This is a genomic window from Halochromatium roseum (genome assembly GCF_016653315.1).
Taxonomy (GTDB): domain Bacteria; phylum Pseudomonadota; class Gammaproteobacteria; order Chromatiales; family Chromatiaceae; genus Lamprobacter; species Lamprobacter roseus.
On sequence record NZ_NHSH01000044.1, the window covers coordinates 14,354 to 36,820 of the forward strand.

Consider the following 22,467-nt stretch of genomic DNA (forward strand, 5'->3'; position numbering starts at 1 on the left):
CCAGCTGGCACCTGCACGCGCGCACCTGCTCGCCCAGTCAGGCGCCGAGCACCGGGAGCGACTTGGCGCCAAGAACCAGCATAGGTGACGCGTTGGCACCTAAAAGCGGCGGGCAGATTCATTGGCCGAGCGGTCGTTTGCGACCAGTGACCATGCTGCGTGGCAGGTTCTCGCGCGTGACGATGCTCGCGAAGACGACGCCTACGATGTGCAGCAAGACCAGTATCAGGACCAGATTGGCGAAGGCTTCATGCAGTTCCTCCCAGAGCTCCTCGGCGCCCTCCTGCGCTTCGCGCTGTCCAGACCCGCGCTCGGTATAGCCTTCACCGGCGCGCTCGCCATGTTCTTCGTCGTCATCATCAGCCTGAGCCGTCGAGACCAGTGCGAAAGGCGCGGCACCCTGGTTGAACTCATCGGTACTCACGAAACCCGCGAGCGGCCCGGCGTTCTCCTCCAGTGCATACAGCACCAGCCCAGAACCAACGATGGCGAGCATGCCAGCCAGCAGAGCCCAAACCATCACCGCCCCAGCCGGGCTATGCCCGATGTGGCGGATCGCCTTGAAGCGGACCAGGTCGATCAGATAGGCCAGCACCGCCTTGAGCGGAAAGGCGAAATCGGAGAACCGCGCGTGCTGCGGTCCAACGAAGCCCCAGATGATCCGTGCCAGGACCAGGACGCCGATCAGATAACCGGTCCAGACATGCAGCAGCTCCACGTCCTCGCTGAAATAGGCGACGAAGAACCCGACCGCGAGGGTCCAATGGAAGACGCGGACGAAGATGTCCCAGACCTGAATCGAGTCCGGCTGAGGGGCTGCACCGCTTGGATCGGACATGGCGTTTCTCGCTTGGTCGCAGAGCGTCACCCGCCTGCTGTCAACCAGTGAACGGCCGCTCGCGGGGACTCGAGATGGAACTTGATCGCGAGAGCCTAATGGTTGAAGCTGAAACCAAACTGAAAGGCGACCATGGCCGGGTCGCAAATCCCGTCTGGGCCCTGGACTTCAGCAGCCAGCGACCTGCCCCAGCGGCAGCCCTAGTCGCAGTCCCAGCCGCAGTGGCAGTTCGTCGGGCCGCCCCTCTCTTGGAGCTTTGAGCCATGTTTCTCGATCCTTTCCACGCCGTCGAAGACGGCAGGCTGCGCATCTCCGGAGCGCAAGGCAGCGCCTTCGCGAAGCAGATCGCGGGTGACTTCAATCCGATCCACGATGCCACGCATCCGCGCTTCTGTGTCCCGGGCGATCTGCTCTTTGCGCTGGTCCTCGCCCGCTGTGGTCTGGCGCGTCGGATGACCTTTCGCTTCACCGGAATGGTCGCCGCGGATGCCGCGTTGACAGTCATTGAGCAAGACGACGGTATCCTGGTCGAGACGGCCGAGGGCAAGCCCTGTCTCGAGGTCGAGCGGTCGGGACCGGTAACCAAGGATTTGGCCTTGATCGAATCGCTGGTCCGCCGCTACGTCGCCTTTTCGGGGCAGAATTTTCCGCACATCCTGGTGCCGCTGATGGAGCAGCAGGGGGTGATGATCAATCCGGATCGGCCGCTGGTGATCTATGACCGGATGGCGTTCGAGCTGGACCGAGTGGACGACCCGGACGTGGACATTGCGCTGGAATCGACCGAGCTGGAGGTGAAAGGCAAGCGCGGCGAGGCCCGACTCGGATTCCGCCTCACGACGGCCGGAGAGCCGGTCGGACAGGGCGCCAAGACCCTCATCCTGAGCGGGCTGCGGGCCCATGAGCCCGCCGTGTTGCAAGGGTTGGTCGAGCGCTATGCCGAGCGCAAGGCCGCTGGGCTCGCTCGGGTCTGAGCGACTTGTGCGGAGCGACTTGTGAGGAGCGACTTGGCAACCGCGCCGCAGCGCCACAGCACGCGGTGGTCGGTCCCGGCTCCTTGCCTGTTCGTGCCCCGGCCAACGGGGCTTGCCGACTCGCGATTAAGGCTTCACGGTCGCGGCCCAGGGGCGGATGACGACCACCGAGAGGCTGTTCTTCGGCGAGCCTTCGATGATGCGGTCGCTAAAGTTCAAGTAGACGAGGGTATTGCGCGGGGCATCATAGAAGCGGACCACCTGCATGCTCTTCGTGAACAGCGAGGTGCGCTTCTTGAACACCTCGTCGCCGTCGCGCTTGCCACTGGCGATCTCGTCGGGGAGACTGATCGAGCCGACTTGGCGGCAGGCCAGCGAGGCGTCCGAGGTGTCCTCGGCGACGCCCACAGCGCCACTAACGCCGCCGGTCTTGGCCCGGCTCAGGTAGCAGGCGACGCCAGGGATATCCGGGTCTTCGAAGACTTCGACGACGATCTTGTCGTTGGGTCCGACCAGCTTGAACTTGGTGCCGACCTCGCCGACCAATTCGGCACGGGCGGCAAAAGGCAGGACCAGGACAACGAACAGGGTTAGGGACAGGGTGCGGATGATCGGGAGCAAGGGCGTCTCCAGGTTGCGGGTCGTCGGGGGCTTCGCCGGCTTCAGACGGATTATCCCTCAACCGCAGCAGGGCTTCTCAGCCCTTGCGTTACCGGGGAGCCATGCGACTCTGATAGGCGGACAGAGCGCACCTGTTAAGGATAGCGGTTTGCGGTGCTGCTGCCGAGTCCTATGGGCCCTTTTCCCTGACCCTTTGGCGAGTCGTCGGGCCTACCTGAACATATAGCGATTCACAGGTTGATAGAATGCGCCTGATGGACACTCTGATCGACACCGGGGAACACTGTGCTTGCGACCGTTCGTGACGCCTGCCAAATCCATCCGATGGTCCACGACTACCGGATGACCGAGGCCATCGAAAACCTCTCCGATCTCATCACCGATCAAGGTGACGGACGCGCCTTCTTCGCCCGCAACTACATCACCCAAGGCATGGCCGACCTGTTCCGCGAGGGCCTGTTGCGCCTGAGCGGAAAGTCCGATCAAGCCGCCTTCGAGCTGGCCCAGGCGATGGGTGGCGGTAAGACGCACATGATGACCGCCTTGGGACTGCTGGCGAAGCATCCTCACCTGCGCGCCGAAGTGCTTCCCGCGGAGCTGGCCGCGCGCCTGGATTTCGGACCCGCGCGCATCGCCGCGTTCAACGGCCGCAACGACCCGGATCACTATGTGTGGGGCGAGCTGGCCGAGCAACTGGGTCAGGCCGAGCAGATTCGCCCCTACTGGATCGATGGTCCGCGCGGCGTCGATGAGGCCAAATGGATGGCGATCATCGGCGACACGCCAACCCTGATCCTACTCGACGAACTGCCACCGTATCTGCTCAACGCCAGTACCCGTGCCGTCGGCAAGGGCTCATTGGCCGATGTGGTCACCTACAGCCTGAGCAACCTGCTCACCGCCGCGATCAAGCTCCCACGCTGCTGTGTGGTGATCGCCAACCTCGCCGGTAGCTACGAGGCGCAGACCAAGGACCTGGCACGGGTCATGTCCAATCTGCAGCAGGAAGCCAATCGCCAAGCCCAGTCGATCACCCCGGTACAGCTCGCTGGCAACGAGATCTACGAGATCCTCAAGAAACGGCTGTTCACCGACTTGCCCGATGCCACAACGGTGGATTCCGTCGCCGAGGCCTTCGCCGAGCAGGTCAAAGCCGCCGAGGATGGCGGCTACATCACCGCCCGCTCCATGGAGGAGGTGGCTGCTGAGGTCCGCGAGACCTATCCCTTTCATCCCTCGTTCAAGAACCTGGTGGCTCTGTTCAAGGAGAACGAAGGCTTTCGCCAGACCCGCGGACTGATGCAGTTCACCGCCCGCCTGCTGCGCAGTGTCTGGACCCGCGAGGCAAACAATGTCTTCCTGATCGGCACCCAGCATCTGGATCTCAACAGTGTCGAGGTGCGCGATGAGATCCAGCGCATCAACCCCGCGCTGCTGCCGGCGGTGGTCAACGACATCGCCGACCGAGGCAACGCGCGCGCCGAGGAGATCGATGCCGATCTCGGTGGCGATGCCACCGCGCAGGTCGCCAAGCTGGTGTTGTCGGCCTCGCTGTCGCGCGCCGCGGAAGGCCGTTTTGGGCTAACCCAGGCCGAGATCCTCGAATACCTGGTCGCCCCCCATCACAAACCCGATGAGTTCCTCACCGGACTTGAACGTCTGCGCGATCGTGCCTGGTACCTGCATCGCGAGAGCGAGCAGTTCTACTTCAAGGAGACCGAGAATCTCGGGCGGCGCATCGAGCGTGATGCCCGCCAGGTGCCGGCACCCAAGCTCGAGCAGGCCCTGATCAATCGCCTGACCGGCCTATTCCAAGCGCAGAGCAAGTCGCGCGCCGCCTACCAGGAGGTGCAGATCATGCCGCGGCTCGACGACGTGAAGCTGTCCGGCAGCCGCATCCTGCTGGTGGTGCAGCCCGATGGCCGCACGCTCCCCGAGGCGATCCGAGGCTTCTACGAGTTCCAGCAAGAGAAGAACAACGTCCTCATCCTGTCCGGCAACGACAGCCATCTGGCCAACGAGGTCGAGGCGCGGCTGCGCGAGCTGTACGCGATCGAGAAGATCCACGCTAATCTCAAGCCGGGCGATAGCCTCTATGACGAGGCCCGCGATAAGCTCGAAGAGCTCGAAGAGCGCTTCACCAAGGCCGTCTCCGGTGCCTACAACCGGCTGTTCTATCCTGGTCCCAGCGGGGGCGGCGAGGGCGAGCTGGTCATGGCGACCATCGACAACGGGCTGAGTTTCGGCGAAGGCGACTACGCCGCCGAGGCACAGATCGAAAAACTGCTCGCCAGCGCCCGCTGCGACAACAAGCTCGCGCTCGATATGCTCGACGAGCTGCCGAACTACTGGTCCATGGCCGAGACCTTCCTCTGGCCCGCGTCGGATCGGCGCGTGCCCTGGCGCGATCTGGTGATGCGTGCCAAGACCGATCCGACCTGGCCCTGGCTGCCGGGCGCGCGTGGCTTGGAGCTGTTGCGCGATGAGGCCCTCAAGCAAGGCCGCTGGCGGCAACATCCCGACGGCCAGCTCGAAAAGGGACCCTTTCCAGCCGAAAAGACCTCGGTCAACGTCATCACGCTCAGCACCAACCGCGAGACCGGGGAAACCAGCCTCTCACTCACCCCGCGCAATGCCGGGGAGAGTCCGCGCGTCTATGTCCTCAAGACCTCATCCGTGTCTGAACAGGACGAACAGGTCGAGGATCTAGAGGAATATCGCACCACCGAGGCGACGCTGTATTTCATCGCCGTCGACAGCAGCGGCAAGTACCAGACCGGCGAGCCAACGCGCTGGACCGCCGAGCTGACCATCCGCCATGAGCTGCATCCGGTCGCCGATGGGCGCAAGCTCGAGCTGCGCTGCACGCCCGCTGCCGAGATGCACTACAGCCTCGACGGCACCAACCCCAAGGAAGGCACCCTCTACCGCGAGCCCTTTACGGTCCCGGCCGCAGCCACGACCCTCTTGGTCGCCGCCAAGGCGGGTGAGGTCGAGAAGACCACGAAGATCAGCATCCCGGCCGATGGCGACGACCGGCTGATCATCGACGACGCCAAGTCGGCCCGGATCAGCGACAGTAAGCGCATCGCCATCGACAACACCGACAAGGTCTTCGAGCTCATCAATACCTTCAACGAGCGCGCTGACATTCGCCTGCGCGGCGTGATCATCGTCATCGGCGAAGGCGAGCATGGCGTGCAGATCCGTTTCAATGAACGCGAACTGACGCCCACCGCCATCGAGACCGCCATTCGCGGCGTGCGTGAGGCGATCGGCGACGAACAGGCGAGCGTGCAGGTCACCATCCGCGGTGGCATCGACTTCGGCGACGGCTATGCCCTGAAACAGTTCGCCGAGCTGGTCGGGATCGGCCTGGCCGCGGGCGATGTGGATCAGGACGTATGAGCACCGCTGTCGCTAAGGTGCGCATCGCTCGACCACGCAAAGCGGCGGCCAAAGTGGTGTATGCCCACCCAACGCTGGGCTTCGGGGTGCCGGCCACCTCCGATCCGCATCATTTCGTCGTAAGCATCCCGCGCGGCAATTCAGCCGCCGTGCTGATCAGCGAGCACTTAGGCATGGGTGCCGGCACGGCATCCGAACAGGTGTTGGATCGAGTGATGCTGCAGCGCCTGCGCTGGAGCGGCATTCGCGCCGAGGTGCAGCGTGCCTTCAACGCCCGACTCAAGGAGCACAACCTGGCCCCTGGGACCTGGAAGGTCGGTGACAATCCGGTCGACCGCCTGCTCGGCAAGGAGCTGTGCGTACTGGCCTGGGCCATCGAGCAGCTTGATCCGGAGAAGATCCCGCTCGCCGTGCGTAATTGGTTGGCCCTGCGCCCGGAGGAACGTTGGTGGCTGTTTGGCATGACCGCTGTTGCCAGTGGTGGCCTGCAAGATGGCGAGAGCGGCTGGCGGGTCGCCTTGCGGTATGCGCTCGGCGATGTGGCGCAAAATGAGCTGATGCGCACCCGTCGACTGGTGACCAGCACTGACAAGCGACCCAAACCGTCGCTCGGGCTGTTCGACGACTAGGCCCACCCTGGGACAGCAAGGAGGTCATCATGCAGTCCTCGGACGAGACGTCAGGCGTGGCCGTAGCGCTCTACATCGATGCCGACAATCAACCGGCGCACTGTGCGAAACCCCTTGTGGCTCTGTGCCGCGCCGACTTCAGCGCGCGGATCATCGCCGCCACGGTGGCCGGCAATCACCTCGGGCAGAAGATCGACGGTTGGTGCGAGGCGTTACTCGCCGAGCAACCCGATCTGGCCATCCAGGCACTGGCTGTGCCGCCGCGCAAGGATGGCGCGGATATCGCGTTGCTGATGGCCTTGGGGGCGGATCTCGAAGGTCACCTGCGCGATCAGGTGTTGGTGATCATGGTCTCGCGCGATGACCTGCTGATCGGCGCCGCCGAGCATGCCAAGGCGCGCGGCTGCAAGACCCTGATCGCCTATGCGGACAGCGATCTCCAGACCGCTCGCCACAGCCAGCTCACCACGCTGTTGCTACCGGTACCGAACAACAAACCGACGGCAGTTGCCGCGTCTACACCGACGGCGCCGAGCGCATCAGAATCGCCATCGCCGAACACCCAAGGCGAGGTCCAGGCGCTGCTGCACGAATTACGCAGCCTATGTCAGCCACAGCCAGGCGGCGGCTATCCCGCCGGGATCGTCGGCCATGCCCTCGCCAAGCTCGGGTATGACAAGGCGGCGCGTACCCGGTTTTTGACCACCACCCCTGGCATCCGCAAGCAGGGGAGCGGTGCTTCGCTCACTTATCTGTTTTGACGGTACCGCGTTGCGCTGGACAGCCACAGCAACCGGCTATTTGCGCACCACAACGCCTTGAGGATTGGAAAATCTCACGATGAACTCAGAACAAGCTCAACCCCGGCTCGAGCCTTTTGCCCTCAAGGATGCACCGGCGCTGATCGAGGCCGTGTTCCCGGCGCAGAAGGTGTCGTTTGAGGCGCAGCGCGAACGCAAGGCCGGTGCTGGGCAGACGCTGACAGCGCTGGGTTCCTACTGGAAAGGTCGCAAGCCGCTGATCCTGGTACGGGCAATCCTGCTCGGCAGTCTGCTGCCTCAAACCGATGATCCGGAGAAGGATCTTGAGATTTTTGAGCGGCTGATGGCGTTCGATAACGGCGGGTTGGCACGGCGTGAGCCGAAACTCAAGCCCGCTGACATCGCCGAGCGGGTCGCCCTGGTCCATCCCTGGCAGGTTTTCAGCTACACCCTCAAGGGCACCTCCCACAGTGTTGAGGAGATCGACCGGCTGCAGTTCCCCATTCAACTTGCGGACTACCCAGGGTTGACGCTGCGCTGGCGGCGCGATCTCCAACCGGACGCCAAGCTAGAGTTGCTGGCTCAAGCACTCGCGACCTTCTCGACCTACGAGGAACGCGCTGCCCTGTGCAAACGTCCAGAGGAGCTGGATCAGACCGCACTCTATGCGCCGATCTGGCCGGCGGTGAATGCGCATCTGGGGCGCTTTGGCATTCAGGCCCAAACCCATCAGGAACTGGTCGAACAGCTCGGTATCCTGCGCTTTGGCCATCGACCCAAGGTGGGCGACACCTTCTGCGGCGGCGGCTCCATTCCGTTCGAGGCAGCGCGCCTCGGTTGCGATGTCTATGCCTCGGATCTCAACCCCATCGCCTGCATGCTGACTTGGGGAGCTCTGAACATCATCGGCGCCGCGCCCGAGCAGCGCGCGGAGATTGAGCGGACACAACGGGATGTGGCCAAAAAAGTTGATCGGACCATCACGCGATTAAGGATCGAGCACGACAGCCAGGGCAACCGCGCCAAGGCCTATCTCTACTGCCTGGAGACCCGTTGCCCGGAGACCGGCTGGATGGTGCCGATGGCGCCAAGCTGGGTGATCTCAAAGACGCGCAATGTCGTCGCTCAGTTGGTGCCCGATCATGCCAACCAGCGCTTCGAGATCGCGATCAAAAGCGGCGCCTCAGCCGCCGAGATGCAGGCCGCTGAACAGGGCACGGTGCGCAACGGCCATCTAGTTTATGCGCTGGATGGCAAGACCTATCGCACCTCGATCAAGACCCTGCGCGGCGATTATCGCGATGCCGAGGGCAACACCGCCAATCGGCTGCGACGCTGGGAAAAGCACGACTTCAAGCCGCGCCCAGAGGATGTCTTTCACGAGCGGCTCTACTGCATTCAATGGATGACGCGCGAGACGTTGGCGTCGTATCGGCCGGAAACCTTCTTTGCGGCAGTGACCGAGGAGGATTTGGAACGCGAGCGCCGGGTTGAGGCAATAGTGGCCGAGCATTTGGCCGACTGGCAGGAAGAGGGGTTGGTGCCGGATATGGCGATTGAGCCTGGCGACGAAACGACGCGCCTACATCGCGAGCGCGGCTGGATGTATTGGCATCAGTTGTTTGCGGCAAGGCAAATTTTTGGAGTTATTGTCCCGCCATTTACCATGCGGATTAGCAAATTCTTAATATCATAACCAAATCAGCTGGTTGCAAAAATGAGGCTGTCCGGATAATTGTTAACTGGACAATAGCTTATTCATTAAATATGCGCGGAAGTATAATAAGCTTCTTTCTAAAATATTAAGCTTTTCTCCAGATGGTATACAGAGGGGTAGTAAATTGTGTCGGATCGACGTCTTCCCTGGTCCTGGGCGTTTACCAAAAATCGTCGAGACTTTTTCGGATCAAGCACTTAACCCTTTATATAATTACGGTGTACGAGGTTGGGCTTATTGGGAACCTGTTTTTGATGGTGCAAAAGACATCCATAGGAGAAAAAGCGTCGATGAAAGTGTTGAAAAGCTGGTTTTTTCAGAAGAATCGAGCGCGATTTCTCATAATTGTAGTTTATGGATCACTGACCCACCCCTCTGTACAGTACAAATCAATTAAATACTTGATAAAATAGTACTTTACCCACCAACCCCTGTTCTGACCGTGACCGAACTCGACTCAGTCAAGGCACTCCGTGGGGTGCTAAGCACCCATCTGAACTGGCATGGCGCGCGCTTGGAGTTCCTCGCCCGCTTCATCCTGGCGCTCCTACAGGTGCGCTCGGTGAACCTCGCGCGGCTCGCGCCGGTGTTCTCTTCGAGGGCAAAGATCAGTTCCAACTATATCCGTCTGCAGCGATTTTTCCGCACCTTCACGATCGATCAGGCGGAGATCGCCCGCACCATCGCCTGGCTGCTGTTGCCCAAGGACAGCCCCTGGGTGCTGACGCTCGATCGCACCAACTGGAAGCTCGGGCGGGCCGAGATCAACCTGCTGGTGCTCGGGGTCTCCTACCGGGGGCTGAGCCTACCCTTGTTCTGGAGCGCCCTGCCCAAGGCGGGCAACTCCAACACCGCCGAGCGCGTCGAGTTGCTCGCGCGCCTGCGCGAGACATTCCCGGTGCAGCCGCTGGCTTACTTGCTCGCCGACCGTGAGTTCGTCGGGCGCGCCTGGGTTGAAGCACTGCGTGCGCAGCAGATCCCGTTTCGCCTGCGCCTGAAGGCCAATGCGCGTATCCGCCGTTCCCGCTCGGGCGAAGAGGTCCCGTTGCTGCGCGCGTTTCAAGACCTGCAGGTCCACGAACAGCGTGGGCAGCGCTTGTCCGCGTTGGCTCTGGGGTCAGCCCCTGTACCTGAGCGCCAAGCGCCTGGAAGACGGCGAATGGCTGCTCATCGCCAGTGAGGCCTACGCCGCCCATGCACTGCAAGAGTATGCCGAGCGCTGGACGATTGAGATTGACCAGCCATGCTGCCTCCGTAGAACTGTCAGGCGGATTGGCCGGCGGATGCGCCGGCGGTGGATTCGGTCTGTTTCACCCAGCGGCGAGGGGCTTGGCGCCGCGAGCGCAAGCGCGCAAGTTCGTCGTCATCGGCCCAGATCAGCCACTGCTGGTGACCGCCACGCGGGACCTGACGGGCTTGCAACCAGCCTTTGCGCAACCAGCTAAAGAGCGTGACGGCCGGCATCTCCAGTGTTCGGGCGAGCTCGGGTAAAGACCATTCATGGGCGTCGCGCTCTGGCCAGGGCGCCGCCTTGGCATGGGTCGCGCCCGCAGGTAGGCCCTGGTGGGCGAGTAGATTGGCGACCATGGAGCCATTGAACGTGGCTCGGCGTTTCGCCGGTCGCCAGCCTTCGGCGTTGAGTTGCTCGGCGATCTGCGTACAGCGCTGTCCGGCCTGATGCAACGCCAGCACGCGGGCGAGCAGTTGCGGGTAATCGCTCAGCTGCTCCAAGCGTGCCACAGGCCGCACCAGGTGGGTGCGGGTGTGATGGCCGCCGATCCAGTGGACCTCCACGGCCACGCGCTCGCTGTCATCGATGACGGTCACGATCACGCGCTCGATGAGCAAGCGGACGATCGCTTGGCGCTCGGCATCGGTCGTGGTCTTGGCCTTCCAGAGCATCGGGATGTCCGCCGCCAGCGCTCGGATGCGCGCGCGCTCGCTCTCTGAGAGCGTTTGAGGCGCGTTGGCGAGGAAACGCGCATAGTCGGCCTTAAGGTGCGTCTCAGCACTCAAGGCCGCCTCCCACTGCTGCTCCAAGGTGCGCGCCACTAAGCGATGCTCAGGCTCGACTGCTTGGTACTGGCGCTCGGCGCGCTCGGCCTCGTAGCGTGCCCGCTCAAGTCGCTGTTGCCAGGCCGCGTGATGGCGTGCGCGTTCACCGTCGAGGTCGTCGGCGACCTGCAGACTGATCTCCAAGGCCGCCGGCTGCAGGGCGTCCAACACCAGGCGCGCGATCAAGGCGTCCAGCGCCACACCGCTGAGCGATTGACACCGCGGCGCACCATAGTCGACCGCATCGCGCGAGCAGCTGTAGCGCAACCCCGTGGCGTTGTTGGTGTATTGGGTCACCATGCGCAGACCACAGCGCCCGCACACGAGGCGTCCTGACAGCAACGAGGGACCTTGACGAGCGACACCTCCAGCCTGTGCCGTGTTGGCGGCGAGCTGACGCAGATTGGCCTCGTACTGGCTCCAGCTGATGTAGGCCGGTAGGCGATCCTTGAGTAGGACCTCCCACTGCCCGGGGCCGGCGACCGTCCGTCCGGTGGAGGGACGCCCTGGCTGGCGGCGGCGCGGGTCGCTCGGGCGACGACCATAGACATAGGCGCCGGCATAGGTCGGGTTATGCAGCAGATTGCTGAGCGTGACGCGGTTGGGCCGGCGCCATTGCAGCTGCCCGGTCTGCGCGCCGCTGATCACCCGATAGGGCAGTTGGAGCTGATGCTCGACCAGATAGCGCAGCACCCCGTTGATCGTTGCGCAGCGCTGAAACTGCAGAAAGATGGTCTCGATCACCCCGCGCGCTTGGGCGTCCGGGTCTTTGGTCACCGCCCCGGAGGGTGCGCGCACATAGCCCATGGGCAGCAAGGTCTTGAGCTCGCCACGGCGCGCCTTGGCCCGCTTGCCTTCGAGCATGCGTTGCTTGAGGATGTGGAGCTCGGCTTCGGACATGGTCCCCTTGAGTCCTAGTAGCAATCGATCGTTATACGTCTGGGGATCATACAGGCCGTCGGCGTCGCCAATCAGCGTGGAGAATAACGCGCAGACCTCCAGCAGCTGGTACCAGTCACGCGAGCTGCGCGCTAAGCGCGAACTCTCGATGCCGAGCACCAGACCCACATGATCCAGACTGACCTCGCTCATCAGACGCTGAAAGCCCGGGCGCCCCTCGGCGCTTGCCCCGGAGCGCCCGAGGTCATCATCGATGACCTCAACATGCTCAGGTGCCCAGCCGAGTGCAACCGCACGTTCAGTCAGGGCGTATTGCAGCCGGGTCGATTCCTGATTGCGCTCGACCTGCTGCAGCGTCGACTGGCGCACATAGACGATGGCGAGACGGTTGAGATGGCACGCCTGGATCTTGCCGACCACGAACGCGGCCGCCGGGGGTTGGACCGGCGAGAGGGTGGCACTCATCGACGGTCTCCTGCCCCTGGGCGGGCTGCAGTTGGCGTTCCACCAACCGGCTCAGCAGCGCAATCAGCGGCGCTCGCCGCGTCAGCGGCAGGGTGCTCCAGTCGATCGGAGCCGGACGCGTCACGCCGCTGATCCAGCCATTGCGCAAGCCTCAATAACGCCTTTGAATCAAGTATTGGTGGCGTTTGCGGCGCTGTCAAAAAAACTTCTATAGCGGTTTCTGTGATGGGGTATCGAAACCTTGTTTGCCGCCCTCAAGGGCCATGGCTTCCACCTCGAAGACACCCATCTGACCAAGCCCGAACGCCTCGAGAACCTCCTCGGCCTGCTCGCCTTGACCAGTACCTGGGCTTTGCATGCTGGACTCTGGGCCCATGAGCAACAGCCCATTCGCGAAAAAAAACACTTCAGCGATCGCAGTTTAGCTTCTTCCGCTACGGGCTCGACCTGCTCCAGCGCCTCGTCGCTCAACGCGAGACCTTCGGGGCTCAATTCCTGCGTCTGCTCGGCTTCCTCCTCGATGGTCAACCCTTGCAACTCCATCCCTCGATGCCCTGCGAGATGCGACTGGTCTGGCCGTAGCGGAATGAGTTTGGCGTGATTTGTACTGTACAGAGGACCCACCCTACGCCGACGCCGTCAACTACCACGAAATCACCGAATTCTTCATCGCCTGGCTGCGCAAGAACCCACCACCACCCTTCGACCAATGGACCTGGGACTCACGCCGCGAGTTGGCCATCAAAGGCTCCGGAGACGACTTCCGCCGCGGCATGGTGGACGCCTACAAGGCCATGACAGAGCAGATGCCGGACAACGGCATGCAGTGCGTGATGTTTGTGCAGACCGATCCGAATGTTTGGTCCGACATGGTCAGCATCTTCTGGGCCGCCGGCCTGCAAGTGGTCGGCGCCTGGTATATCGCCACCGAGACGACCTCTGAGCTGAAGAAGGGCGGCTATGTGCAGGGCACCGTGATCCTGATGCTGCGCAAGCGCCCGGCCGGCGATCGCCCCGGCTTCAAGCAGCGTATCCTCCCGGCGGTCAAGCGCGAGGTCGACGAGCAGATCAAGCAAATGCTGCATCTGAACAGCGAGACCGAGGCCAAGATGGGCGCGCCGGTCTTCAACGACTCCGACCTGCAGATGGCCGGCTACGCCGCGGCACTCAAGGTCCTGACCGGCTTCACCAGCATCGGCGGCGAGGATGTCACCAGCTTCGCACTGCGCCCGCGCCGCCAGGGTGAGACCACCGTCGTCGATGAGATCGTCGGACAGGCCGCCGAGACCGCCAATGGCATATTGGTCCCGGACGGCCTCGACGCCGAGACCTGGGGCGCGATCAATGGCATCCAACGCTTCTATCTGCGCATGCTGGACATGGAGACCACCGGTGCCTCCAAGCTCGACAACTATCAGAACTTCGCCAAGGCGTTTCGTGTCGCCGACTATGCCGCGATTATGGCGAGCATCAAGCCCAACGCCGCCCGCCTGAAGACGGTCACCGAGTTCAAGCCGCGCGACCTGACCGAGCGCACCGAGCTCGGACCCACCCCGCTCGGCGCGCTGATCATCGCCCTCCAGGAGTTCCTCGCCGACAAGGAGCCGGAGGCGGTGATGGCCAACCTGCGCGAGGCGGTCACCGACTACCTCGGCCTGCGCCCCAAGCTGATCGACATGGCCCAGTTCATCGCCGCCAAGGCCCGCCAAGCCGAGACCCGACGTGCCGCCGAGGCCATCGCTGGGCGGATGCGCAACCAGCGGTTGCAGTGACAGGCAGGGTCCGAGTGCCATGAGCGAATCCTTCAACAGCTATCGCTTTGGCCGGACCGTCTGGCTGACCAATCATGCGATTGAATCGATGGCGAAAAGACAGGTCACCTTGGCTGAGGTCAAACACCTCATCGAGGAAGGCACCTACCGCGCCAAGACGGCCACCGATGGCTGGATCTTCGGTCACTTCGATGACCGTGCCGATAATCTCTTGTGCGCGGCTGTCGTCACCAAGCAGGCTGTCATCATCCGCTGTTGTACATGGATGTCCAATAGTCCCCCGGCGGTGTTGCCTGGCTTGCCAGGTCCCCGACACACCGAAAGAGCCATTCGCCGTAGGGCTTGCCCGGAGCGGGGCGACCGGGGGCCTGCTCACGCATCCGCCCCATTCGGTTGAGTTCGCGCGGCCTCGAGGGCCAGCGCGATGATCCAGGTGGCCGTCGGCAGCCCGGCGCGCTTGGCCGCCTCCTGCAGCGCCGCCTTTTGTTCGCGGTTCACCCGCAGCTCGATCTTCTCACGCTTGGCGTCCGGCGACGGCTTTCGACCTCTTGCCATGACGGGATTTAACCTCTACAATTCTTGTCATGGCGAATAATAACACCATCCAGCGCAGCTATCAGTTCCGCGTCTACCCAAACGCGGTGCAGCTGATCCTGCTCACGCAGTTCTTCGGCGCGGCGCGCTGGGTCTGGAACACGGCGCTGGCCTGGCGCTCGCACTGCTACAAGGTGCTCGGCGAGCGGGTTAGTGGTGTGGACTTCTCCCGCGAGCTCACCTTCTTGAAAACGCTCGCGCCGTTCGCCTGGCTCAAAGCGGTGCCGGCGACCATCCTGACCCAGACATTGCGCGATCAAGACCGGGCGTTCTCGAACTTCTTCGCCAAGCGTGCGCGCTACCCGCGCTTCAAGAAGCGTCGGGCCGGGGCCTCGATCCGCTTCCAGCTCGATCAGCGCTGCGTGATGAACACCTACTGCGCGGGCGAGCTGCTGAAGCTCCCGGGCCTCGGTGCGCTGAAGGTGCGCTGGTCGCGGGTCCCCGGCGGCGCGCCGAAGATGGTCACGCTGCGGCGTGATCCGGCTGGGCGCTACTTCGTTGCCTTCATGGTCGAGGAGCAGATCGAACAGGCCGCGCCAAGTCAGCGCAGTGTTGGCATCGATGTCGGCGTCAAGGACGTCATCATCACCAGCGACGGGCACAAGTCGGGCAACCCGCGCCACCTGCGCCGCTACCGTCGGCGCCTGAAGTGGGCGCAGCGTCGGCTCGCGCGCAAGCAGAAGGGCTCAGGCCGCTGGCACAAGCAGCGCCAACGGGTCGCGCGCCTGCATGCGCGCGTCCACGATTCCCGACAGGATTTCCTGCACAAGCAGACCTCGGCGTTGGTTCAGAACAATGGCGTGATCGCGATCGAGGACCTGAACGTGCGCGGGATGAGCGCGAGCGCCAAGGGCACGACCGCGGCGCCGGGGAAACAGGTCCGACAGAAATCCGGACTGAACCAATCGATTTTAGATGCGAGCTTCGGCGAGCTTCGCCGCCAGCTCGACTACAAGTGCCAATGGCACGGGCGCGTTCTGTTGGTCGCTGACCGCTGGGCGCCCACCAGCAAGACCTGCTCAGGTTGCGGCGCGGTGCAAGCCGAGATGCCGTTGCAGATCCGGGACTGGACCTGTCCCGCCTGCGGAGCCGTGCATGACCGAGACGTGAACGCGGCCATGAACGTACTCAAGTTCGCTACGGGCGGGGAGCCCGGAGGTGATGCGCGTGGAGGGTGGACAACCCCAAGCGCCGGCGTCGATGGCGCCGCCGGAGTGCTGGCACCCGAGGAAACGCGAACCCAACCGAAAGCCGTTGCTAAGCATCCAGGACGATGCGCGGCGGCGGCTTAGGGGCGGATTCCAAATGGTCAACTGGACTGAACGGGAGCACCTATGAAGATCGTGTATTACGAAGACGATGACATCTTATTCATCGAGATATCGAAGGGGCCGATTGTGCGCGATGAATCGCTGAGCTGGAACCTGAACATCGGCTATACCGCCGATGGCATTGGTGAGATCACGATCCTGGATGCCCAGAAAAGCGGGCTCTACCCGCTGCAGATCGAGCGGGTTGTCTCCGAGGCAGCTTGATCGAGGAACCGCTGGGCGTCCAGTCGCCGGTTGATCCCATGACCCTCCAGCGCTTCTCCTCTCGCAACCACCGTCTCGACCAGAGCTTTCTCGCCGAGCAGCTGCAAGGTGCGCGTCGCTATTGGCGCATCGCCGGCTACTTCACCAGCTCGTTGTTCGAGATCGCCCACGAGTGGCTGGAGCCGATCCCGGAGGTGCGCATCGTCTGCAACGTGGATCTCTCACCGGAGGATTTGAAGGTCGCGCAGTTGCGGGAGATGCGCTTGCTTGGGCGCTGGAACGAGCGCTCGATCGAGGCCGAATCCTTGCTCAATCGCGAGCGCTATCAACGGCTGGATGCCTTTCTGGCCAAGCGCGGCCAGGTGATCCGGGTTGCGCCCGATAGCGTCTGCGGCTTCGTGCATGGCAAGGCCGGCGTGATCGAGCGCGCCGATGGCCGTACGCTGGGCTTTATCGGCTCGATGAACGAGACCCGCCACGGCTGGCAGCAGCACTACGAGATCCTCTGGCAGGACGACTCGCCCGAGGGTGTCGCCTGGATCGAGGCCGAGTTCGAGTTTCTGTGGAACGCCGCGCGGCCCTTACCGGAGGCGGTCTGCCATGAGGTGTCCCGCCGCGGTCGACGTGTCGAGGTGCTGCTCCCCGAACTAGAGCAGGAGGAAACGCTTACCCCCGCCGCGTTGATCGAATCGCCGCTCTACCGTGAGGGCATGGCCCTGCAGCCCTGGCAGCAAGGCTTCGTCAGCGAATGCCTGCGCCATTACCAGGAGCACGGCCAGGTGCGCCTACTGCTGGCCGATGAGGTTGGCCTGGGCAAGACCCTGTCGCTCGGCACCGCGGCACTGACCCTCTGTCTACTCGATGAGAAGACCCGAAAACGCCGCAAGCCGATCGTCATCTTCGCCCCGGCGACCCTCTGCGAGCAGTGGCAAACCGAGCTGCTCGACAAGCTCGGCATCCCCTGCGCGCGCTGGCACTCGACCCGCAAGGTCTGGCTCGATCCCGAGGAGCGGGCGATCTCCCCGAGCGGACCGGAGCAGATCGCCCGCTGTCCCTTGCGTATTGGCATCGTCTCCACCGGTCTGATGATCCAGCCCTCGCGGGAGAAAGCCGTGCTGCTCGGGATTAGCTACACGCTGGTGATCCTCGATGAGGCGCACAAGGCGCGCTCACGCCAGGGCATCGGCGCCAAGGCCGGCGAGCCCAATGCCTTGCTGACCTTCATGCTCGCGGTCGCCAACCGAGCTGAGCATGTCCTGCTCGGTACCGCCACCCCGATCCAGACCCGAGCTGAGGATCTGTGGGATCTGGTCCGCGTGCTGCATCGCGGTAGCACCGGGTTCGTGCTCGGCCACGAGCTCTCACCCTGGCACAACCCCCCTGAGGTGTTACCGATCCTCTGCGGCGAGCTGCGCATCGATGGCCCCGAGGCCGGCTGGCGACTGCTACGCTCACCGCTCCCCAGCATGACCTCCACCAACGAGCCGAATGCGCGCCGCCTGTTCCGCAATCTGCGTGAGGAGCTGGAGATGGCGCCCAAGGCGCACCTGGCCGGCGCGCTGAGTGAGCTGCCGGCGGACCTGCGCGAGGATCTGGACACCGAGCTTGAGCGCGTCATCGACGGCGCGACCTTCTTCCAGCGCGAGAACCCCTTCGTGCGCCATGTCGTGCTGCGCAAGCGCACGACGCTGGAGGCGCGTGGTCTGCTCGAGCGCATCGCCGTCAACGTCCACCCGGATCAGGGTTTGGTCCAGGCGCCGTATCGCTTCTCGGCGCTGTTCCAGGAGGTGGCGCTGCGGACCACGCCGGACTTCGATCGCGCCTATGAGGAAGCGCGCCGTTTCGGGCGCGTTCTGGCCAAGCGCGGCCAGGGCAGTGGCTTCATGCTGACGCTGATGCAGCAGCGGGTCTGCTCCAGTGTCATCGCCGGCCTCAACACGGCGCAGACCCTGCTGGCTGGGCGTGAGGTGCAAGAGGAGACGGACGACCTCGACCTGAAGCTCGCGATCCAGACGGATGCGGAGCGAGCGGCACTGGCGAACCTGATCGCCGCATTGGAGGCTATGGACGAGGACCCAAAACTGGCCGCGGTGCGGTTTTATCTGAAAGACGAGGGCTGGCTCGACCTCGGCTGCATCATCTTCAGCCAGTATTACGACACCGCAGGCTGGGTGGCCGACGCCTTGGCGGCGGAGTATCCAGAAGAGACGATCGGCCTCTACGCCGGCGCCGATCGCAGTCGACTCTACCGCGATGGGCAGGCGGTCGGCATCGTTCGCGAGGAGCTCAAGCGCCTGGTCGCCGATCGCCAGGTGCGGCTGATGGTGGCCACCGATGCCGCCTGCGAGGGCCTGAACCTGCAGACCCTGGGTACCCTGATCAATGTCGATCTGCCCTGGAATCCCACCCGCCTCGAGCAGCGCATCGGGCGCATCAAGCGCTTCGGTCAGGCGCGCTCAGCGGTCGATATGCTGAATCTCGTGCACCAGGGCACGGTCGATGAGGTGGTCTATGCCCGGCTCTCCGAGCGTATGCGCAACCGCTATGACCTCTTCGGTGGCCTTCCCGACACCATCCGCGACGACTGGATCGACGACCTCGAGACCCTGGGCGAGAAGATGGACCAGTACATCGAGGAGCGCCGCCAAGCCACCGGCTTCGACCTGCGCTACAACGACAGCCTGCAACCCAGCGAGGACGCTTGGCGCGATTGTGCGACGGTGTTGGCGCGTCGGGATGTGGAGAATTTGATGCGCAAAGGCTGGGGTGGGTGACCTGGACGATCACGCCGATGCGTCAATGCCGTGATATCACTACCGCCCTAAATCGTCTTAAAGCATCGGCATAGCCTCTGGTTGAGGTTGATGATACAGCCCTTGTTCCGACGGCGAGCCCTGGCTGCGACCATTTTGGCTGCAGCCACCAGATCATGAGGCCGAACAGCAGCACACCGAGCAAGGTCAGCAGCAGGAGGGATATCGGCTTGGCGAGCATAAGGCGTAACGATATCAGTGATGCCAAACGCCAGCTTGCAATCGGCACAACCTTGATGCTGAGATCGATTGCTTGACTGTGCGACATCAAACACACTAGCCCTCATATCGCCGACCACTGAGTCAGTCATTAGGACACCATGACCATCAAACAAGTCATCACCGAGGGCGAGAAGCCAGTCAAGATCTGGACTGATGAACTCGACCCGCGCTCGCGCGAGCAACTGGTGAACATCTCCAAGCTACCGTTCATCCATCACCATGTCGCCGCGATGCCGGACGTGCATGCTGGCATTGGCGCCACCATCGGCAGCGTCATCGCCACCGATCGCGCCATCATCCCGGCCGCGGTCGGCGTCGATATCGGCTGCGGCATGGCCGCGGCACGCACCTCGCTCAGCGCCGAGCAGCTCGACGAGAAGCTGCTGAAGAAGGTCTTCGACCAGATCAGCCGCGATGTCCCCGTCGGACGCAATCAACACAGGGATGAGCGCGCCCTTGCCGAGGCGGCGCAGCCCTTCGCCGCGCCGCTCGCGATCCTGACCGGGAAACATCCTAAACTACTCAAGGCCTTCGGACGCTTCTCCAACTGGGTCAATCAGCTCGGCACCCTGGGCGGCGGTAACCATTTCATCGAGGTCTGCCTGGATGAGGCCGGCCAGGTCTGGGTCATGCTGCACTCAGGCAGCCGGGGCATCGGCAATGCGATGGGCACCTACTTCATCGAGCTGGCCAGGCGCGATATGGAACGCTGGATGATCCAGCTCCCCGACCGCGACCTGGCCTATCTGCCGGAGGGTACCGAGCATTTCGATGACTATGTGGCGGCGGTCTCTTGGGCGCAGGCCTATGCGCGCGAGAATCGCGATCAGATGATGCGTTTGGTACTGGCCGCCCTCGCCCGCCATCTACCGGCGTTTACGGTCACCGAGGAGGCGGTCAACTGCCATCACAACTATGTCGAGCGCGAGCATCATTTGGGCGCCGACGTTTGGGTAACGCGCAAGGGCGCGATCCGCGCGCGTGAGGGCGATCTCGGGATCATCCCCGGCAGCATGGGCGCGCGCAGCTACATCGTGCGCGGCAAAGGTAACCCGGAGAGCTTCAACTCCTGCGCCCACGGCGCCGGTCGGCGCATGAGCCGCACCGCGGCCGAGAAGCAGTTCACCCCGGCGGACCTGGCTAAGCAGACCCAAGGCGTCGTCTGCCGCAAGGATAAAGGCGTGCTCGATGAGATCCCGAGCGCCTATAAAGACATTGATCAGGTAATGGCCAACCAGACCGATCTGGTCGAGGTGGTGCATACCCTCAAGCAGGTGGTGTGCGTGAAAGGGTGATTGGCCGGGCCGCTAGTCACTCACAACACACCCAAGAGGATAATACGACGCCTTAGCGCCTGGACCTCATGCGACCTCTACCAATCGCGTACAGCGCATACGCTGTCCGCCAACAGGCTCAAAACTCGGCAACCGCGCGCAGCCCGAAGATCAGGCCGGTGACGTCGTCGGCACCAGAATAGCTATCCTTCATCCATTGCACGTCGGCACTGATCGCCAACCTGTCGTTGATCGCGAATCGATAGTAGGTCTCAACGACATCGCTCTGAAAAACATCACTGTTGCCGCCGTGGACATGGCCGTAGGCGATGCCGATCCTATCGCTCTCACGGCCCCACGCCGCGCCCTTGAAGTCGAAGCCGCCCTCATAGCCGGACTGGTAAGTGCCCTCCCCATCCGTCAGCCCCCAGGCGGCACGAAGAAAGACACCAAAGACGTCGCCGAGCGCCTGATCAAAGGATAGGAAGAGTCCCGCCAACGGCTCCTGATCGTCCCCAGACGCGCTAGAAAAGTCTTCTGACGTGCCGCTATAAGTGACCCGGTAATGGCCGTCGCCGAGTCCCGTCCGCAACCGGTATTCGATCTCGCCGGCAGACCAGTGATAGGCTTTGCCATCTTCGTTCTGACCCACCGACATACCGGTACCACTGAGGGTCCAGTTGCCTACCTGCCAAACGACAACAGCGCCCCAGTCATAGGCCGGCATATAAAGGTTGCGGGCATTGACGAACGCGGCATTGCTGAACTGAGTAAATTCGTCGTTGGCGTAGGCGTTGCGGTTGAAGTAAGCGGACGGATCAATAATGCCACCGACGAGTTGGATGCGATTATCCTCGCCGAGGGCAAAGATTCGGCTGTACCAGGCTTCTAGCAGGTAGCTGCGACCGCTACCGTTGATGTTCTTGACATCCGCTTCCAGGTCCGCCGCCCAAGACGACAACTCGAACGGGGAAACATTGTTCAGCCCGTTGCCAATCGCGAAGCCGAACTTCGCGAAAAACTGATCCGCAGGTGTCGGCTCATACGACACTTCCGGCTGTAATACGACGGCGCCTCGACAGGCATCATCCGGAGGATTCCCGGCATTTGTCTGCTGGCATTGGTAGACGCCTGCCAACAGGCCGTTGAGCGTGATCTGCTCACTGAGATCGAGAGCCTGCGTCGACAACGGCACAACGAAAATAGTCGCCGCCGCCAGCCAGGACAGCGGGCGACGGGCTAGACCCAGTAGGTTTCGTAAATGCCACGAATGTCCCCCATGCCATGATGCTCGGCCGGCCCTGTTACGAATTCGATGCGCACAACGATCTGCGATCGATGCGGCACTTCGACAGCGCGCATCGCTTTGTCGTGTCGTGATCGTATCCGGCTTATTCGCAAGGCTAACCTTTTCCATGAAGAAGACTCGGCCAACGCGATAACCCTAGCGGGGGCTTTAGCTTCCTCGCCGGTGCATGTCTCGCATGCCTTCGCTAAGGTGAGAAGCAATCAACGAAACCAAGCGTAACCCCTCCTGCACGCCGGGATCGCTGACTAAGCGGAGTAGACCTCGAATTCCACCCGGTGCGGGCGCGACAGTTGCCAAGTCTTTGCTCGCTTGCGTGAACGCATTAGATAAGCATATGAGAAATTCCTGGTTTTCGGGATGGTCCATCTCTCCGAGCAAGTGCACCAACCCCTCATTTCGCGTGAGGCGATCAAGAAGCGTGATTCCTTCGCTAAAAGCCGCCGCGGCACGGCTGACAATATCGTCTGATATTGCGTCACGAGCGGCATTGACGAGTGTCGCTAGTTCAGCAAGCTGATGCAAATCATCAGCACTAATGAGTTCGGCCGCAGCCTTGGACGGTGGGGTCTGATTTGTCATC

20 protein-coding genes are annotated in these 22,467 nt (G+C 62.8%); 12 read left to right on the forward strand and 8 right to left on the reverse strand.

Features of this window, described 5'->3' with window-relative positions; genetic code table 11:
- Positions 1-118: 118 nt before the first annotated feature.
- Entirely contained in the window at positions 119-838 is a 720-nt protein-coding gene (locus tag CCR96_RS05790; protein ID WP_201218759.1) for a cytochrome b/b6 domain-containing protein, read from the reverse strand.
- Positions 839-1,101: 263 nt separating this feature from the next.
- Here CCR96_RS05790 and CCR96_RS05795 point away from each other — a divergent pair, with 263 nt between their 5' ends.
- Entirely contained in the window at positions 1,102-1,812 is a 711-nt protein-coding gene (locus tag CCR96_RS05795) for a DUF3581 family protein (protein WP_201218761.1), read from the forward strand.
- 126 nt (positions 1,813-1,938) lie between these two features.
- On the opposite strand, the gene CCR96_RS05800 is transcribed toward CCR96_RS05795, so the two are convergent.
- Positions 1,939-2,424: a CreA family protein gene (locus CCR96_RS05800; protein WP_476702831.1), complete on the reverse strand. Its 486-nt coding sequence runs from the start codon at positions 2,422-2,424 to the stop codon at positions 1,939-1,941.
- 294 nt (positions 2,425-2,718) lie between these two features.
- Between CCR96_RS05800 and CCR96_RS05805 the strand changes: the two genes are divergently transcribed.
- The 5 genes from CCR96_RS05805 (at position 2,719) to CCR96_RS05825 (ending at position 10,128) form a co-directional block, all read left to right on the forward strand.
- Entirely contained in the window at positions 2,719-5,841 is a 3,123-nt protein-coding gene (locus CCR96_RS05805) for an anti-phage-associated DUF499 domain-containing protein (protein WP_338035822.1), read from the forward strand.
- Positions 5,838-6,470 (forward strand): anti-phage-associated DUF3780 domain-containing protein, encoded by a 633-nt coding sequence (locus CCR96_RS05810; RefSeq protein WP_201218762.1) that lies wholly within the window; start codon positions 5,838-5,840, stop codon positions 6,468-6,470. The genes CCR96_RS05805 and CCR96_RS05810 overlap by 4 nt, the downstream gene beginning before the upstream one ends.
- A gap of 29 nt (positions 6,471-6,499) precedes the next feature.
- On the forward strand, positions 6,500-7,231 hold the full coding sequence (locus tag CCR96_RS05815; RefSeq protein WP_201218764.1) for an NYN domain-containing protein: 732 nt from the start codon (positions 6,500-6,502) through the stop codon (positions 7,229-7,231).
- Positions 7,232-7,310: 79 nt separating this feature from the next.
- Positions 7,311-8,927, forward strand: coding sequence for a DUF1156 domain-containing protein (locus CCR96_RS05820; RefSeq protein ID WP_242518610.1), 1,617 nt, complete (start codon positions 7,311-7,313; stop codon positions 8,925-8,927).
- Positions 8,928-9,390: 463 nt separating this feature from the next.
- Positions 9,391-10,128, forward strand: coding sequence for a transposase (locus tag CCR96_RS05825; protein WP_201218766.1), 738 nt, complete (start codon positions 9,391-9,393; stop codon positions 10,126-10,128).
- Positions 10,129-10,211: 83 nt separating this feature from the next.
- On the opposite strand, the gene CCR96_RS05830 is transcribed toward CCR96_RS05825, so the two are convergent.
- On the reverse strand, positions 10,212-12,368 hold the full coding sequence (locus CCR96_RS05830; RefSeq protein ID WP_201218768.1) for a recombinase family protein: 2,157 nt from the start codon (positions 12,366-12,368) through the stop codon (positions 10,212-10,214).
- A 208-nt stretch (positions 12,369-12,576) separates the two neighbouring features.
- Positions 12,577-12,726 carry a hypothetical protein gene (locus tag CCR96_RS05835; protein ID WP_201218770.1) on the reverse strand — a complete coding sequence of 50 codons (150 nt, stop codon included), beginning with the start codon at positions 12,724-12,726 and terminating at the stop codon, positions 12,577-12,579.
- A gap of 244 nt (positions 12,727-12,970) precedes the next feature.
- Between CCR96_RS05835 and CCR96_RS05840 the strand changes: the two genes are divergently transcribed.
- Positions 12,971-14,140, forward strand: a complete 1,170-nt coding sequence (locus CCR96_RS05840; RefSeq protein ID WP_242518611.1) for a hypothetical protein — start codon at positions 12,971-12,973, stop codon at positions 14,138-14,140.
- Positions 14,141-14,159: 19 nt separating this feature from the next.
- Positions 14,160-14,537, forward strand: a complete 378-nt coding sequence (locus CCR96_RS05845) for a DUF4258 domain-containing protein (RefSeq protein ID WP_201218772.1) — start codon at positions 14,160-14,162, stop codon at positions 14,535-14,537.
- On the opposite strand, the gene CCR96_RS05850 is transcribed toward CCR96_RS05845, so the two are convergent.
- Positions 14,513-14,695: a plasmid mobilization protein gene (locus CCR96_RS05850; RefSeq protein WP_201218774.1), complete on the reverse strand. Its 183-nt coding sequence runs from the start codon at positions 14,693-14,695 to the stop codon at positions 14,513-14,515. The two genes, CCR96_RS05845 and CCR96_RS05850, sit on opposite strands and share 25 nt — an antisense overlap.
- 29 nt (positions 14,696-14,724) lie before the next feature.
- Between CCR96_RS05850 and CCR96_RS05855 the strand changes: the two genes are divergently transcribed.
- Genes CCR96_RS05855 through CCR96_RS05865 form a run of 3 tightly spaced genes read left to right on the forward strand, consistent with a single transcriptional unit; the run spans position 14,725 to position 19,043 of the window.
- Positions 14,725-16,026 carry an RNA-guided endonuclease InsQ/TnpB family protein gene (locus CCR96_RS05855; RefSeq protein WP_201218776.1) on the forward strand — a complete coding sequence of 434 codons (1,302 nt, stop codon included), beginning with the start codon at positions 14,725-14,727 and terminating at the stop codon, positions 16,024-16,026.
- Positions 16,027-16,068: 42 nt separating this feature from the next.
- Entirely contained in the window at positions 16,069-16,269 is a 201-nt protein-coding gene (locus CCR96_RS05860; protein WP_201218778.1) for a DUF2283 domain-containing protein, read from the forward strand.
- Complete coding sequence (locus tag CCR96_RS05865; RefSeq protein WP_338035823.1) at positions 16,266-19,043, forward strand: phospholipase D-like domain-containing anti-phage protein; 2,778 nt, start codon at positions 16,266-16,268, stop codon at positions 19,041-19,043. The genes CCR96_RS05860 and CCR96_RS05865 overlap by 4 nt, the downstream gene beginning before the upstream one ends.
- 22 nt (positions 19,044-19,065) lie before the next feature.
- On the opposite strand, the gene CCR96_RS05870 is transcribed toward CCR96_RS05865, so the two are convergent.
- Positions 19,066-19,350, reverse strand: coding sequence for a hypothetical protein (locus CCR96_RS05870; RefSeq protein WP_201218780.1), 285 nt, complete (start codon positions 19,348-19,350; stop codon positions 19,066-19,068).
- Between the two features lie 52 nt (positions 19,351-19,402).
- Between CCR96_RS05870 and CCR96_RS05875 the strand changes: the two genes are divergently transcribed.
- Positions 19,403-20,599, forward strand: coding sequence for an RtcB family protein (locus CCR96_RS05875; RefSeq protein WP_201218782.1), 1,197 nt, complete (start codon positions 19,403-19,405; stop codon positions 20,597-20,599).
- A 118-nt stretch (positions 20,600-20,717) separates the two neighbouring features.
- Here CCR96_RS05875 and CCR96_RS05880 read toward each other — a convergent pair whose 3' ends face one another.
- Complete coding sequence (locus CCR96_RS05880) at positions 20,718-21,995, reverse strand: carbohydrate porin (RefSeq protein ID WP_201218784.1); 1,278 nt, start codon at positions 21,993-21,995, stop codon at positions 20,718-20,720.
- Positions 21,996-22,034: 39 nt separating this feature from the next.
- Complete coding sequence (locus tag CCR96_RS05885; protein ID WP_201218786.1) at positions 22,035-22,466, reverse strand: helical membrane plugin domain-containing protein; 432 nt, start codon at positions 22,464-22,466, stop codon at positions 22,035-22,037.
- Between the last annotated feature and the right edge of the window lies 1 nt (position 22,467).

Coding starts and splice junctions, on each gene's coding strand:
- CCR96_RS05790 (WP_201218759.1), bottom strand. CDS start 838: ATGTCCGATCCAAGCGGTGCAGCCCCTCAGCCGGACTCGATTCAGGTC.
- CCR96_RS05795 (WP_201218761.1), top strand. CDS start 1,102: ATGTTTCTCGATCCTTTCCACGCCGTCGAAGACGGCAGGCTGCGCATC.
- CCR96_RS05810 (WP_201218762.1), top strand. CDS start 5,838: ATGAGCACCGCTGTCGCTAAGGTGCGCATCGCTCGACCACGCAAAGCG.
- CCR96_RS05815 (WP_201218764.1), top strand. CDS start 6,500: ATGCAGTCCTCGGACGAGACGTCAGGCGTGGCCGTAGCGCTCTACATC.
- CCR96_RS05820 (WP_242518610.1), top strand. CDS start 7,311: ATGAACTCAGAACAAGCTCAACCCCGGCTCGAGCCTTTTGCCCTCAAG.
- CCR96_RS05830 (WP_201218768.1), bottom strand. CDS start 12,368: ATGAGTGCCACCCTCTCGCCGGTCCAACCCCCGGCGGCCGCGTTCGTG.
- CCR96_RS05835 (WP_201218770.1), bottom strand. CDS start 12,726: ATGCAAAGCCCAGGTACTGGTCAAGGCGAGCAGGCCGAGGAGGTTCTC.
- CCR96_RS05845 (WP_201218772.1), top strand. CDS start 14,160: ATGAGCGAATCCTTCAACAGCTATCGCTTTGGCCGGACCGTCTGGCTG.
- CCR96_RS05850 (WP_201218774.1), bottom strand. CDS start 14,695: ATGGCAAGAGGTCGAAAGCCGTCGCCGGACGCCAAGCGTGAGAAGATC.
- CCR96_RS05855 (WP_201218776.1), top strand. CDS start 14,725: ATGGCGAATAATAACACCATCCAGCGCAGCTATCAGTTCCGCGTCTAC.
- CCR96_RS05860 (WP_201218778.1), top strand. CDS start 16,069: ATGAAGATCGTGTATTACGAAGACGATGACATCTTATTCATCGAGATA.
- CCR96_RS05870 (WP_201218780.1), bottom strand. CDS start 19,350: ATGTCGCACAGTCAAGCAATCGATCTCAGCATCAAGGTTGTGCCGATT.
- CCR96_RS05875 (WP_201218782.1), top strand. CDS start 19,403: ATGACCATCAAACAAGTCATCACCGAGGGCGAGAAGCCAGTCAAGATC.
- CCR96_RS05880 (WP_201218784.1), bottom strand. CDS start 21,995: ATGGAAAAGGTTAGCCTTGCGAATAAGCCGGATACGATCACGACACGA.
- CCR96_RS05885 (WP_201218786.1), bottom strand. CDS start 22,466: ATGACAAATCAGACCCCACCGTCCAAGGCTGCGGCCGAACTCATTAGT.